This window comes from Streptomyces sp. NPDC101194, assembly GCF_044767885.1.
Lineage (GTDB): Bacteria > Actinomycetota > Actinomycetes > Streptomycetales > Streptomycetaceae > Streptomyces.
In genome coordinates this window covers 282790-296369 of record NZ_JBIWOS010000001.1, presented here as the reverse complement: position 1 = coordinate 296369, position 13580 = coordinate 282790, and the positions used below count along the sequence as shown (strand labels likewise).

Genomic DNA, 13580 nt, shown 5'->3' with positions numbered 1-13580 from the left:
ATCGGAGGCGCCCCGATGCGCTCTCGATCGCCTCCGAGCCCGTCCGAGAGTGCAATCACACCCACCCCTGCCCGATATCGGGCAGAATTGTTGCGTAAGTGCTCCGTCCACCGCAATATCAACGAGTGCTCGAACGCCGCTCGTCGCATGACGACCTCATCGACCACCTGGTGCGCAGCACCGCGCTCCAGCGCGGCGAGGCCGCCCGGGTGGTCCTCGACGTGCTGGCGTACTTCGACGAGACGACCGACGACTTCGTCCGCCGCCGCCACCGCGAACTGCAGTCCGGCGGCCTGGTGAACGCGGAGATCTTCGAGCGGATCGCGGCCGAGCTGCCGCACCGGGCGGTCGCGCCGCCGGAGCTCTCGCTCCGCCAGCTGCGCCGCATCGTCTACGGCTGAGCAACGAGCACCACAGGTACGTCGATGGAGGGGCAGAGACTCTATGTGCGGAATCGTCGGGTATATCGGGAAGCGTGATGTGGCCCCGCTGCTGCTGGAAGGGCTGCAGCGGCTGGAGTACCGGGGTTACGACTCCGCGGGCATCGTCATCACCGGCAAGGCGTCGGCCGGCAAGCCCGCCGCCCTGAAGATGGTCAAGGCGAAGGGCCGGGTCCGCGAGCTGGAGGCCCGCGTTCCCAAGCGTTTCACCGGCACCACCGGTATCGCCCACACCCGCTGGGCCACCCACGGCGCCCCGAGCGACGAGAACGCGCACCCGCACCTGGACGCCGACAACAGGGTCGCCGTCGTCCACAACGGCATCATCGACAACGCCGACGAGCTGCGTGCGAAGCTCGTCGCCGACGGCGTCGTCTTCCTCTCCGAGACCGACACCGAGGTGCTGGTCCACATGATCGCCCGCGCCCAGGCGGACACCCTGGAGGAGAAGGTCCGCGAGGCGCTGCGCTCGGTCGAGGGCACGTACGGCATCGCCGTCATGCACGCCGACTTCAACGACCGCATCGTGGTCGCCCGCAACGGCTCCCCGGTCGTCCTCGGCATCGGCGAGAAGGAGATGTTCGTCGCCTCCGACGTCGCCGCGCTGGTCGCCCACACCCGTCAGGTCGTCACCCTCGACGACGGCGAGATGGCCACCCTCAAGGCCGACGACTTCCGTACGTACACGACGGAGGGTTCGTCCACGACGGCCACGCCGACCACCGTGGAGTGGGAGGCCGAGTCGTACGACATGGGCGGCCACGACACGTACATGCACAAGGAGATCTCCGAGCAGGCCGACGCCGTCGACCGGGTGCTGCGCGGCCGGATCGACGACCGTTTCGCCACCGTGCACCTGGGCGGGCTCAACCTGGACGCCCGTGAGGCGCGCGGGGTCCGCCGGATCAAGATCCTGGGCTGCGGCACCTCGTACCACGCGGGCCAGATCGGCGCGCAGCTGATCGAGGAACTGGCGCGTATCCCCGCGGACGCCGAGCCCGCCTCGGAGTTCCGCTACCGCAACCCGGTCGTCGACCCGGACACGCTGTATGTCGCGGTCTCCCAGTCCGGTGAGACGTACGACGTGCTGGCCGCCGTCCAGGAGCTCAAGCGCAAGGGCGCCCGGGTGCTCGGTGTCGTCAACGTGGTGGGTTCGGCGATCGCCCGGGAGGCCGACGGCGGTACGTACGTCCACGCCGGCCCCGAGGTCTGTGTCGTCTCCACCAAGTGCTTCACGAACACGGTCGTCGCGTTCGCGCTGCTCGCCCTGCACCTGGGCCGGATCCGGGACCTGTCGGTCGCCGACGGCAAGCGGATCATCGACGGGCTGCGCAGGCTGCCCGCCCAGATCAGCGAGATCCTGGCGAACGAGGACGAGATCAAGGAGATGGCGGCCCAGTACGCGGACGCCAAGTCGATGATGTTCATCGGCCGGGTGCGCGGCTACCCCGTCGCCCGTGAGGCCTCGCTGAAGCTCAAGGAGGTCTCGTACATCCACGCGGAGGCGTACCCCGCCTCCGAACTGAAGCACGGGCCGCTGGCGCTGATCGAGCCCGCGATGCCGACGGTGGCGATCGTTCCGGACGACGATCTGCTGGAGAAGAACCGCGCCGCGATGGAGGAGATCAAGGCCCGCAGCGGCCGCATCCTCGCCGTCGCCCACCAGGTGCAGGAGAAGGCCGACCACACCATCGTCGTGCCGAAGAACGAGAACGAGCTGGACCCGATCCTGATGGGCATCCCGCTCCAGCTCCTCGCCTACCACACGGCGCTGGCCATGGGCCGTGACATCGACAAGCCGCGCAACCTGGCGAAGTCCGTCACCGTCGAGTAGCGGCCCGCACACGGACCGTGCCCGGCGAAGCGGCCCCGCACCCACCGCCGTCGTGGGTACGGGGCCGCTCCCGTGCGGGCCGCCGCCTGCCGGCCGGCGGCGCGCCCCGGTCGCCGCGAGGGCCGGGGCCGCCGTGGCCCGGTACCAGGCGGCAGGGCCGGACACCGCGCCGTACCGGCCGCCCACCTCGGCCGGGCTCCCGCTGCCCGCGAGCCGCCCCGCGCCCAGGAGCAGGGGGCCGGGGAGAAGAGTGCGCACATCCCCTGGCCGAGCAGGCCGCCGCCGGTCGCCCCGAGGGCCGGGCCGAGTGCGAACAGGGCCCGGAGCGGCAGGAACAGCCCTGCCGCACGGCCGCACATGGGCGCCCGCGCGAGCGGGACGGCGTCGGCCGCCGTAGCCCCGTCCACGACCCCGGCGTGACCGATACCGAACCCCAACAGGGTGAGTCCCGGGGCGAGATGGCCGAGGGCAGCGATGCTCGCGCCTCCCGCGGAGACGTCATCGTCCACGGCGGGCTCCCTTCACCTGGAATGCCCCTGCTCCCCGATGAGGCTTTTGCGCCCTTCACGAGCGCGCAATCCACCTGCACATGGCAATCGATCGCCTGTTTCCACGGGCGAGTTGACGCCACGTCGATGAAGAGAGCCACCCCTGTGACAGGGGTGGCGACAGGGACCGCCGGTACGCGGAACAGTCAGGGAATGACGACGACCGGCCGCTGCGCGCGACGCGCGAGCCGTCCCGCCACCGAGCCGAAGATGCGGCCGGCGATGCCGTGCGTGGAGCCCACGACGATGGCGTCCGCCGAGTACTCCCGGCCGACTTCCTCCAGCTCGTGACAGATGTCCCCGCCGCGCTCGACGAGCACCCAGGGAACCTCGGAGAGGTAGTCCGCGCAGGCGAGCTCCAGGCCGAGCACCTCGGTGCGGTGATCGGGCACATCGACGAAGACGGGCGGCTCGCAGCCTGCCCAGACCGTGGTCGGCAGCCGATTGGCGACATGGACGATGATCAGGCCGGAACCCGATCTTCGGGCCATGCCGATGGCGTATGCGAGGGCGCGCTCACTGGAGGTCGAGCCGTCGAAGCCGACCACGACCCCATGCCGGAAGGCGGGATCGCAGGAATGACGTGTCTCTTCGACCGCCTGCGGGTCCGACATGGGGTCGGCTACCTGCTTGCGGTCGGCGGGTTCGGGGATTTCGTGACCGGCCATCGGTGTCTCGGCGAAGAGAGTCCTCGTGAGGAGAGCGACTTGGGGAAGGTGCGTCAGCGGGCGGTGTTGCGGTGTCCGGGAATCATCTTCCCAACCCCTTACCCCCAAGGGTACGGCGCCACTCCTCCACTGCCCAGACCCGCGCAAAGCGCGCGCGACGTTTCACGGAGCATGCCCGAGGCGGACCCGTATGGCAATGCCGGTTGCGCGGTACATCGACGGCGCCGGGCCCGGACGGCTCCGCCGGGTGACCGGCAGGACCCCGTCCGTAGCCCCCTCCACCGCACCGCGCAGCCGCCGCGCACCCGGGATGGATCACCGCCCCGTCGTCGACCGCCGGCCCCGCGATCCGTCCCCGGGAGTCACCCCGGGGTCGCCCCGGCCCGTCCGCCCCGCCCGGAGCCCGCCGCCCGGCCGGGGACGCATGTCGGTCCGGCGGGCGGGATTCAGCTGCCCGGCGAGACCGCCGCACCACTCCCCGCGATCGGCCGCCCACCTGCCGAGGGGCGCAAAGAAGCAACCGTTCCTTACGGTTGTGCGCCGGTCGACTGACCGAATCACGTACGCACAACCATCTATTTTCAGCCAACTTCATACCCCTGTCGCATCCTTGCCGAATTGGCCGATCAACCCCCTTGCCACCAGGCAGGAAGAGACCGCGCGGTACGCTTCTACCCGACGGGGTTGGGCCATCAAGGCGAGGCGCACTTCCCTGCACGGCCGCCGAGTGAAACCCTTCGTGATCGAATGCTTCCCGCCAAGTTGCCTTGTCGACATAACGCCGGTTGGTGAACTTGTCACGCCGGCACCACGGGACGCAGTAGATTCGATCTTGGGTATCGAAGACTGGGGACTCGTGCAGGACCGAGGGGAAAAGTGCAGGAGCGACAGGCCCGTAAGGACCAGAAAGACGCGAACACCGAGGGGGGCTTAGCGTCATGAGCCAGGACTCCGCCGCCGCAACGGAGGCTGTACGGAAGCTCAGTGGACGACGACGACGGGAAGTCGTCGCCGTGCTGCTGTTCAGCGGCGGCCCCATCTTCGAGAGCTCGATCCCGCTCTCCGTGTTCGGAATCGACCGACAGGACGCGGGAGTTCCGCGCTACCGACTCCTCGTCTGCGGCGGGGAAGAGGGACCGCTGCGGACCACCGGGGGACTCGAACTCACTGCGCCCTACGGGCTGGAGGCGATCAGCAGGGCCGGCACCGTCGTGGTGCCCGCCTGGCGTTCGATCACCTCGCCGCCGCCCGCGGAGGCGCTGGACGCGCTGCGCCGCGCCCATGAAGAGGGGGCCCGCATCGTCGGGCTGTGCACCGGGGCGTTCGTGCTCGCCGCCGCCGGCCTGCTGGACGGCCGCCCGGCGACCACGCACTGGATGTACGCACCGACGCTGGCCAAGCGCTATCCGTCGGTGCACGTCGACCCGCGCGAGCTCTTCGTCGACGACGGCGACGTGCTCACCTCCGCCGGGACGGCGGCGGGGATCGATCTCTGTCTGCACATAGTCCGCACGGACCACGGCACGGAGGCCGCCGGGGCACTGGCCCGCCGGCTCGTCGTGCCGCCGCGGCGCAGTGGCGGGCAGGAGCGCTACCTCGACAGGTCTTTACCTGAGGAGATCGGCTCCGACCCGCTCGCCGAGGTCGTGGCCTGGGCGCTGGAGCATCTCCACGAGCAGTTCGACGTGGAGACGTTGGCCGCGCGCGCCTACATGAGCAGGCGGACCTTCGACCGCAGGTTCCGCTCGCTCACCGGCAGCGCACCGCTCCAGTGGCTGATCACCCAGCGGGTGCTGCAGGCGCAGCGCCTGCTGGAGACGTCCGAGTACTCGGTCGACGAGGTCGCGGGCCGCTGCGGCTTCCGCTCGCCGGTCGCGCTGCGCGGGCACTTCCGGCGCCAGCTGGGCTCCTCCCCCGCCGCGTACCGGGCCGCCTACCGGGCCCGTCGTCCGCAGGGCGGCGGCGCGGAGCCGGTCACCGCGACGATCGAGCCGGTCGTACCCGCCCAGGGCTCCTCGGCGGGCCGTCGTGCCACGACCGCCACCCCTCCGGGTCCGCATGTCGTGACGTCGGCGGCGGTCGGGACGGGGCAGCCGGAGCACGGCAAGCCGGGACCCGACGCGTACTCCACCGGACGCCCGACCCTGCCGGGTCAACGGAGTGCCCCGTAGGGTGGGGCCATGAACGACCGCATGGTGTGGATCGACTGCGAGATGACCGGGCTCTCGTTGACGGAAGACGCACTCATCGAGGTGGCCGCACTGGTCACCGACTCGGAGCTGAACGTGCTCGGTGAAGGGGTGGACATCGTGATCCGCCCGCCGGACGCGGCCCTGGAGACGATGCCCGAGGTGGTGCGCCAGATGCACACCGCCTCGGGCCTCCTCGACGAGCTGGCCCGGGGCACCACCCTGGCCGACGCCGAGGCCCAGGTGCTGGCCTATGTCCGCGAGCACGTGAAGGAGCCCGGCAAGGCCCCGCTCTGCGGAAACTCGGTCTCCACCGACCGAGGTTTCCTGGCGCGGGACATGGCGGCCCTGGAGGGCTACCTCCACTACCGGATCGTCGATGTGTCCTCGGTCAAGGAGCTGGCGCGCCGCTGGTACCCGAGGGCGTACTTCAACAGTCCGGAGAAGAACGGCAACCACCGGGCGCTCGCGGACATCCGCGACTCCATCACGGAGCTGCGCTACTACCGCGAGGCGATCTTCGTGCCGCAGCCCGGTCCGGACTCGGAGCGCGCCAAGGCGATCGCGGCGCACGTCGCGCCGCCCACGCCGTAGGTCCTTGTGAAGCCGCTGGTCATAGGCCTTTCGGGGGCTGCGATCGGCGGCTGAACAATGGGGGCGCGAGCACCCTCTCGGACCCTGTACACTTTTTCTCGGCCGGTCAGAAAAGACCGGGCATGGTGGGTATAGCTCAGATGGTAGAGCACCTGGTTGTGGTCCAGGATGTCGCGGGTTCGAGTCCCGTTACTCACCCTGATGGGAAGGGCCCCGGTCGACGACCGGGGCCCTTCCTCTGTCTGAGCCTCCCTCACCGGGCAGCCGTGTGACGGCTGTCACGAGGAGTCGCGGACGATCAGTTCCGTGGGGAGCACGATCTGCGGACGCTCCTGGTTCTCGCCCGCGATCTCCTGGAGCAGCACGCGGGCCATCGTGCGGCCCATCTCCTCGATCGGCTGGCGCACGCTGGTGAGCGCCGGGTCCATGTGACGGGCCACTGCGGAGTCGTCGAAGCCGATGAGGGCCACATCGTCCGGGATGCGCCGGCCGGCCTCGCGGAGCACCTGACGGGCCCCGGCGGCCATGACGTCGGAGGCGGCGAAGACCGCGTCGACGTCGGGGCGGCGGGCGAGCAGCTCGCGCATGGCCCGGGCGCCGCTCTCCTCGCTGAAGTCGGCGGGGGCGATCAGCTGCTCGTCGGGGCCGAGGCCGGCCGCGGAGACCGCCTTGCGGTAGCCGTCGAGGCGGCGCCGGGCGCCGTAGACGTCGAGCCGCCCGGTGATCGTGGCGATGGAACGGCGCCCCCGGGCGATCAGGTGGTCCACGGCGGCGCGGGCACCCTCGAAGTTGTCGGAGTCGACCGAGGCGAGCGATTCGGAGGCGGACCTGCGGCCGCTCATCACGGCCGGCATGCCGAGCTGTTCCAGCAGGTCCGGAAGCGGGTCGTCGGCGTGGACGGAGACGAGCAGCACACCGTCGACGCGGTGCGCGGTCAGGTACTGGGCCAGCCGTCGGCGCTCGCGGTCGTTGCCGACGAGGGTGAGCAGCAACTGCATGTCGGTGTCGGCGAGCGCCGCGCCGACACCGCGGACGATGTCGGAGAAGTACGGCTCGGCGAAGAAGCGGGTCTCCGGCTCGGGCACGACGAGGGCGATGGCGTCGGTACGGTTTCCCGCGAGCGCGCGGGCCGCGCGATTGGGCACGTATCCCAGTTCGGCGACCGCCGCCTCCACCGCCTCGCGGGTGTGCGCGCTGACCCGCGGGGAGCCGTTGATGACCCGTGAGGCCGTCCCTCGCCCCACCCCCGCCCGTGCCGCGACCTCTTCGAGCGTGGGCCGCCCGCCGCTCCGTACTCGCGCTGCCGCCATGGCTGCCTCCCGTTCGCGGTCAATTTCTCACAGTCGGATAACCGAACCAAGTCCTGGTGTCGGCTCCCTTGACACTCGTCCGGGCCCGGCGGCCTTTCCGCAGCATCAATTATGGGAGCGCTCCCATTCTACGGGGGCGGCATATCGGGTTCCGTGACCGCCGGAGTCGGCAGGAAATGACGGAGACCCGGCACGGACGGCCGGGTCTCGGGAGGGGGCGTGCGCCGGTCGGGCTCAGCCGAGGTCGGTGACGGGGGGCAGTGCGTGACGGCGGATGACGTCGGCGTACCAGTGGGCGCTCGCCTTGGGGATGCGGCGCTGGGTGGCGTAGTCGACATAGACGGCGCCGAAGCGCTTGGAGTAGCCGTACGCCCACTCGAAGTTGTCCATCAGGGACCACAGGAAGTAACCGCGGACGTCCGCCCCGTCCGCCACGGCCCGCTGTACGGCGTCGAGATGTCCCCGCAGGTAGTCGATCCGCTCGGGGTCCTCCACCCGGCCCTCGGGCGAGACGTAGTCGTCGAAGGCCGCGCCGTTCTCGGTGACCATCAGCGGCAGGCCGGGGTGGTCGCGGGAGACGTCCACGAGCAGGTTGTACAGCCCGTCGGGGTCGATCGCCCAGTTCATCGCGGTGCGCTTCTTGCCCTCGGAGAGGTGGAAGGCGACATGCTCGGAGCCGGGCCACGGCGAGTGGTCGCTGTTGCCGTGGCCGTCGTCGCGCGAGTCGCCGGAACCGTCGGCGGGCGTGGAGACCAGCGTCGGCGTGTAGTAGTTGACGCCGAGGACGTCGATCGGCCGGGAGATGGCGGCCAGGTCGCCGTCCCGGACCAGCGTCGACCAGTCCACCAGGTGCGAGGTGTCGGCGATCAGGTCCTCCGGGTACGCGCCGCGCAGCATCGGACCGGTGAAGACCCGGTTGCCCACCGCGTCGATCCGACGGGCCGCGTCCCTGTCGGCCTCACTGTCCGTCAGCGGGCGGACCTGATGGAGGTTGAGGGTGACCGAGGTCTGCGCGGCAGCGGGGAGTCGGTCGCGCAGGACCTCGATCGCCCGGCCGTGGGCGAGGTTGAGATGGTGGGCCGCGCGCAGGGCGGCGGCCGGCTCGGTGCGGCCGGGGGCGTGCACGCCCGAGCCGTAACCGAGGAAGGCGGAGCACCACGGCTCGTTGAAGGTGGTCCAGGTCGTGACGCGGTCGCCGAGGGCCCCGGCCATGATGGCGGCGTAGTCGGCGAAGCGCTCGGCGGTCACCCGCTGGGGCCAGCCGCCGGCGTCCTCCAGCTCCTGGGGCAGGTCCCAGTGGTAGAGGGTGGCGACGGGCGCGATGCCCGCTTCCAGGAGCTCGTCGACGAGCCTGCGGTAGAAGTCCAGTCCGCGTTCGACGGCGGGGCCGCGGCCGGTGGGCTGCACCCGGGACCAGGAGACGGAGAAGCGGTAGGCCTTCAGGCCGAGCTGCTTCATCAGCGCCACGTCGTCGCGGTAGCGGTGGTAGTGGTCGGCGGCGATGTCTCCGGTGTCACCGTTGCGGACCTTGCCCGGAGTGCGGCTGAAGGTGTCCCAGATGGAGGGGGTGCGGCCGTCCTCGGCCGCCGCGCCCTCGACCTGGTAGGCGGCGGTGGCCGCTCCCCAGACGAAACCGGTCGGGAAGTCCGCCGCCTCGGGTGCCCGCTTCGGGGCGATGTCGGGTCGTACAGCAGTCATGCGGGAGCGCTCCCAGGAGTGGACGGACAGGGGCAGGTAAGGGGTGGAGCTCCGGGCCGTACGGCCCGCGGTCGGAGGACGGGCCGTACGGAGCGTCGGGGGTGGGGCGGGTGACGCCCGGTCAGCCCTTGACGGCGCCGGACATGATCCCTCCGACGATCTGCTTGCCGAAGATCACGAAGACCACGAGCAGTGGCAGGGTGCTGATCAGCGCACCGGCCATCACGATGCTCTGGTCGGGGGTGTAGGAGGCGCTCAGCTGACCGAGGGCCACCTGGAGCGTGGGGTTCTGCTGATTGAGGGCGAGGTAGGGCCAGAAGAAGTCGTTCCACGCCTGTACGAAGGTGAGCATCCCCAGCACCATCATCGCGGGGCGGGCCACCGGGAGGACCACGCTGCGCACGATGCGGAAGTTGTTGGCGCCGTCGATCTTGGCGGCCTCGACGAGTTCGTAGGGCAGCGCCTCGCTCAGGTACTGCCGCATGAAGAACACGCCGAACGCGCTGACCAGGGTCGGGAAGATCACCGACTCCAGCTTTCCGCCCCAGCCGATGTCGGACATCATCATGAACAGCGGGACGACGCTGAGCTGCGGCGGGATCGTGAGCGTGGCGACGACCCCGGTCATCAGCGCGCCGCGGCCCTTGAAGCGCATCTTGGCGAAGGCGTAGCCGGCCAGGGTGCAGAAGAAGAGCGTCGCCGCCGTGATGCAGCTGGAGACGATGACGCTGTTGACGATCGCCTTGCCGAGGTGTGCCTGGTTCCAGGCGGTGTCGAGGTTGTGCAGCAGCCGTCCGCCGGGCAGGAACGGCGGTGTGGAGGCGAGCACTTCGTCCTGTGTGTGGGACGCGGCCACCAGCGTCCAGTAGAGCGGCAGGAGCGAGCCGATGCCGACGACGGCCAGCGCGATGTAGGCGAACGGGCCGCCCTGCAACTGCTTGCCCGCGCCCGGCCTGAAGCGGGTGGGGCGCGGCGTCGCCCGGTGGGCCGACCGCGGGGTGCCGAGTTCCGGGGCTGTGGTGGGGCTGGTCATGGTCATGGAAATCGCTCCCGGTCAGACCGCGGATGTGCGTACGAAGCGGCCGATGAGCCAGTTGACCGCGGCGATGATCAGCAGGAGGGCGAGCATCGCCCAGGCCACTGCGGCGGCCGGGCCGAGGTGCCCGAGGTTCCAGCCGTAGTTGTAGAGGTAGACGCTGAGCGTCTCGTACTGATTCTCGTTGCCGCCGGTGGCCCCGAGCGTGCCACCCTCCAAGAGCATGGGCTCACCGAACAGTTGCATGGAGCCGATGGTCGAGATGACGATCGTGAAGAGGATCGTGGGCCGCAGCGAGGGGATGGTCACCTTGCGGAACTGCTGCCAGCGCGACGCGCCGTCCAGTGACGCGGCCTCGTACAGGTCGCTCGGCACGGCCTGCATGGCGGCCAGGTAGATCAGGGTGTTGTAGCCCGTCCAGCGCCAGATCACGATGACGGAGATGGCGATCTTCGAGGTCCAGTGGCCGTTGGCCCAGTTGGTGTCGCCGAGGCCGACGAAGTGCAGCGCCCAGTTGAGCAGTCCGCCGTCGGCCCGGAAGACCAGGGCGAAGACGAGGGCCGCGGAGGCCACGGAGGTGGCGTACGGGGTGAGGATGACCGTCCGCCAGAAGGTGCTGGCACGCAGCCGGTAGTTCAGCAGATGGGCCAGACCGAGCGCGACCAGCAGTTGCGGGACCGTCGACATGACCCCGATCAGGAAGGTGTTGCCGACCGCCGTCCAGAACTCGGCGTCGTGCAGGATCTTGTCGAAGTTGTCCCAGCCGACCCACTCCATCTGGTCGAGACCGGTCATCTCCACCCGGTGCAGGGCGATCCACCCGGTGTAGAGCAGCGGATAGAGCCCGAAGGCGCCGAAGACGAGGAAGAACGGAGCGATGTAGGCGTACGGCGACGCCTTGTCGTCGAACCGCCACAGCCGGCTCCGCCAGGCCCGCCGGCGGGACGGCACCGACGTGTGCGGGGAGCCGCCGGAGGGTGGCGGTGCGTATGAATCCCGGGTGGGAGTCGAGGTGGCCACGGGCGGGAGTCCTTCCCTGAGTAACGGGGTCGCCCGGGTGAGGGCGGCGTGGGCCGGGGGCTGGGCCGATGACGGGGGGCGCGTGCCGGTGCGGACGGCTCCCGGGGGCCGCCCGCACCGGCGACGGTCAGCCGATCGCCTTGTCGATCGCGCTGGTCGCCGCCTTCCACGCGTCGTCCGGGCTGGTGCCGCGCTGCTCCATGTTGTTGATCTGGGTGGAGATGGTGTCCTTGATGACGCCGTCCTTCGGGCCGAGCACCGTCTCGGGGATCGACTTGGCCTCGTCGGCGTAGATCTGTCCGATCGGCGCGTCGTTGAAGTACTCCAGCTTCGCGTCCTTCACGTCGGGCAGGTCGTAGGCGCCCTTGTTGGACGGGAAGCTGCCGATCGCCTTGAAGACGGCGGCCTGCTGCTCGGGGGCGGTCAGCCACTTCACGAGCTTGGTGGCCTCGTCGACGTTCTTGCCGGACTTGGGCACGGCGAGGAACGAACCGCCCCAGTTGGCGGCGGTCGCACCGGGCGCGGTGGTGATGTTCCACTTGCCCTTGTTGGCGTCACCGGCATTGACCGAGATCTGACCGGCCATCCACGCGGGGCAGGCCACGGTGGCGGCGGTGCCCTTGCGCAGGGCTGCCTTCCACGGGTCGCTGAACTGCGCGAGGCCCTGCGTCAGCTTCTTCGACGCCGCCTCGGCGGCCAGGTTCCAGCCCTGCTCGACGCTGGGGCTGTCCTTGTAGACGGGCTTGCCGCTCTCGTCGTAGTACTGCTTCGCGTTCGAGCTCACCACGGCGTTGAACATGGCGCTCGCGGAGTCCATGAAGTAGGTGCCCGCAGGGGCCTTCTTCTTGTACTCCTCACCGAGCTTGAGGTAGTCCTCCCAGCCGCCGGAGACCTTCTTGGCGACCTCCTCGCGGTCGGTCGGCAGGCCGGCCTTCTTGAAGAGGTCGGTGTTGTAGCAGAGCGACATCGGACCGATGTCGGTACCCGCGCCGATCACCGCGCCGTCGGGCGTGGTGGCCTGCTTCTCCTTCCAGGAGACCCAGTCGTCGACGTTGATCACCTTGCTGAGGTCGGCGAAGGCGTTCGCCTTGGTGTCGACGATCTCCTTGATCCGGCCGACCTCGATGCCCTGGACGTCGGCGAGACCACTGCCCGAGTTCAGCTGCTGGAGCAGCTTGGGGTAGTAGACCTTCTCGTCGGAGGTGACGTCTTCCTTGACCGTGATGTTCGGGTGCAGCTCGTGGTACTTGGCGAAGAGACCGGCTTCCTTGTAGCCGAACTGCCCGAAGTCGGCGACGGTCAGCGTGATCTTCCCGTTCGCATCGGGGCCCGTGCTGCCCGATGAATCGGAGTCGCTGCTGCAGCCGGTCAGCAACAGGGCCGAGGCTGTCAGCCCCGTGGTGGCCAGAACCGCGGCTCTGCGGCTCCGGCCGGCGACGGTGCGGGTGATGCGCATTCCACTACTCCTTGTTCCAGGGTGGGACTGGCGTTCTGACTGCGTGGCATACGCACCGGTGAGCGCGGGTGCCGGGTGTTCAGGGGGGAGGACACGGGCAGTGCCGTTCGGACGGGAATCCCCGCACGATGTGGGAGCGCTCCCATGCGTCGATGTCGGAAGGTTCCTGCCTTGAGGGGGTGGGTGTCAAGAGTTGAAGGCGCTTCCGTTGCCCGAGTGTGTCCTGCAAGTCACGAGACCGTGTCCCGCCCAAGTCTTGCCATAGCTCGCCGGCTTCGGCCGCGGGTCCGCGTGTTGCCGAGAACACGCAGGCCAAGTGGGTTTCGAAGAAGGGCTGTCGCATCGGGGACACCCAACTGCCGCCGTCGCGCAGCGTTTTTGGCCACCACCGCGCGCGGCCTTCGACATCCCCGATTCACAGTCGGCCGCCCGCCGGAAGGTGAACGGGGCATCGCGCGGCGCGGGGGCTCGGGGGCGCATCCGTGTTCTTTCTCCGAACCCGACGCCGGTACTCGGCGTTCCGGGCCCGGCGCGACCGGGCCAGGAGGCGGGCCAGGGGGCCGGGTCCTGAGGCGGACCGGGGAGCCTGGCCCCGGGGCCGGGGCGGGCGGGCCGCCCGGGGGCGGGCCGAGGACGCCGACCGGGCGGGGGGGGGCCCCCCCGGGGGGGGGGGGGGCCCCCCCGGGGGGGGGGGGCCCCCGGGGGGCGCCCCCCCCCAAAAAAACGCGGGGCGGGTTAATAACCCCGGCCCCCCCCCGGGGCCGCGCCCCCAAAGCCCCCCCCCCCC

Annotated in this window: 10 protein-coding genes and 1 tRNA gene; 5 read left to right on the top strand and 6 right to left on the bottom strand. The window is 70.2% G+C overall.

Annotated elements, in window-relative coordinates:
• Window positions 1-125: 125 nt before the first annotated feature.
• On the top strand, window positions 126-401 hold the full coding sequence (locus ACIRP2_RS01360) for a hypothetical protein (protein WP_093900391.1): 276 nt from the start codon (window positions 126-128) through the stop codon (window positions 399-401).
• A 43-nt stretch (window positions 402-444) separates the two neighbouring features.
• A complete protein-coding gene (gene glmS / locus ACIRP2_RS01355) occupies window positions 445-2274 on the top strand; it encodes a glutamine--fructose-6-phosphate transaminase (isomerizing) (RefSeq protein ID WP_404245346.1) in 1830 nt (609 codons plus the stop codon).
• Window positions 2275-2968: 694 nt separating this feature from the next.
• On the opposite strand, the gene ACIRP2_RS01350 is transcribed toward glmS, so the two are convergent.
• Window positions 2969-3490, bottom strand: a complete 522-nt coding sequence (locus tag ACIRP2_RS01350; protein WP_266361344.1) for a universal stress protein — start codon at window positions 3488-3490, stop codon at window positions 2969-2971.
• A gap of 938 nt (window positions 3491-4428) precedes the next feature.
• On the opposite strand from ACIRP2_RS01350, the gene ACIRP2_RS01345 reads away from it, so the two are divergent.
• The 3 genes from ACIRP2_RS01345 (at window position 4429) to ACIRP2_RS01335 (ending at window position 6471) form a co-directional block, all read left to right on the top strand.
• Complete coding sequence (locus ACIRP2_RS01345) at window positions 4429-5661, top strand: helix-turn-helix domain-containing protein (protein ID WP_404245343.1); 1233 nt, start codon at window positions 4429-4431, stop codon at window positions 5659-5661.
• 9 nt (window positions 5662-5670) lie between these two features.
• Window positions 5671-6273, top strand: coding sequence for an oligoribonuclease (orn, locus tag ACIRP2_RS01340; RefSeq protein ID WP_404245341.1), 603 nt, complete (start codon window positions 5671-5673; stop codon window positions 6271-6273).
• A gap of 125 nt (window positions 6274-6398) precedes the next feature.
• Window positions 6399-6471 (top strand) — tRNA-His (locus ACIRP2_RS01335).
• A gap of 80 nt (window positions 6472-6551) precedes the next feature.
• Here ACIRP2_RS01335 and ACIRP2_RS01330 read toward each other — a convergent pair.
• The 5 genes from ACIRP2_RS01330 to ACIRP2_RS01310 all read right to left on the bottom strand — a co-directional run bounded on the left by ACIRP2_RS01330 (window position 6552) and on the right by ACIRP2_RS01310 (window position 12793).
• Complete coding sequence (locus ACIRP2_RS01330; protein WP_404245339.1) at window positions 6552-7583, bottom strand: LacI family DNA-binding transcriptional regulator; 1032 nt, start codon at window positions 7581-7583, stop codon at window positions 6552-6554.
• Between the two features lie 234 nt (window positions 7584-7817).
• Complete coding sequence (locus ACIRP2_RS01325; protein ID WP_404245337.1) at window positions 7818-9281, bottom strand: GH1 family beta-glucosidase; 1464 nt, start codon at window positions 9279-9281, stop codon at window positions 7818-7820.
• A gap of 121 nt (window positions 9282-9402) precedes the next feature.
• Window positions 9403-10320 (bottom strand): carbohydrate ABC transporter permease, encoded by a 918-nt coding sequence (locus tag ACIRP2_RS01320; protein WP_404245335.1) that lies wholly within the window; start codon window positions 10318-10320, stop codon window positions 9403-9405.
• A 15-nt stretch (window positions 10321-10335) separates the two neighbouring features.
• Window positions 10336-11337 (bottom strand): carbohydrate ABC transporter permease, encoded by a 1002-nt coding sequence (locus ACIRP2_RS01315; protein WP_404245333.1) that lies wholly within the window; start codon window positions 11335-11337, stop codon window positions 10336-10338.
• Window positions 11338-11464: 127 nt separating this feature from the next.
• Complete coding sequence (locus ACIRP2_RS01310) at window positions 11465-12793, bottom strand: ABC transporter substrate-binding protein (protein WP_404245331.1); 1329 nt, start codon at window positions 12791-12793, stop codon at window positions 11465-11467.
• Window positions 12794-13580 lie beyond the last annotated feature (787 nt).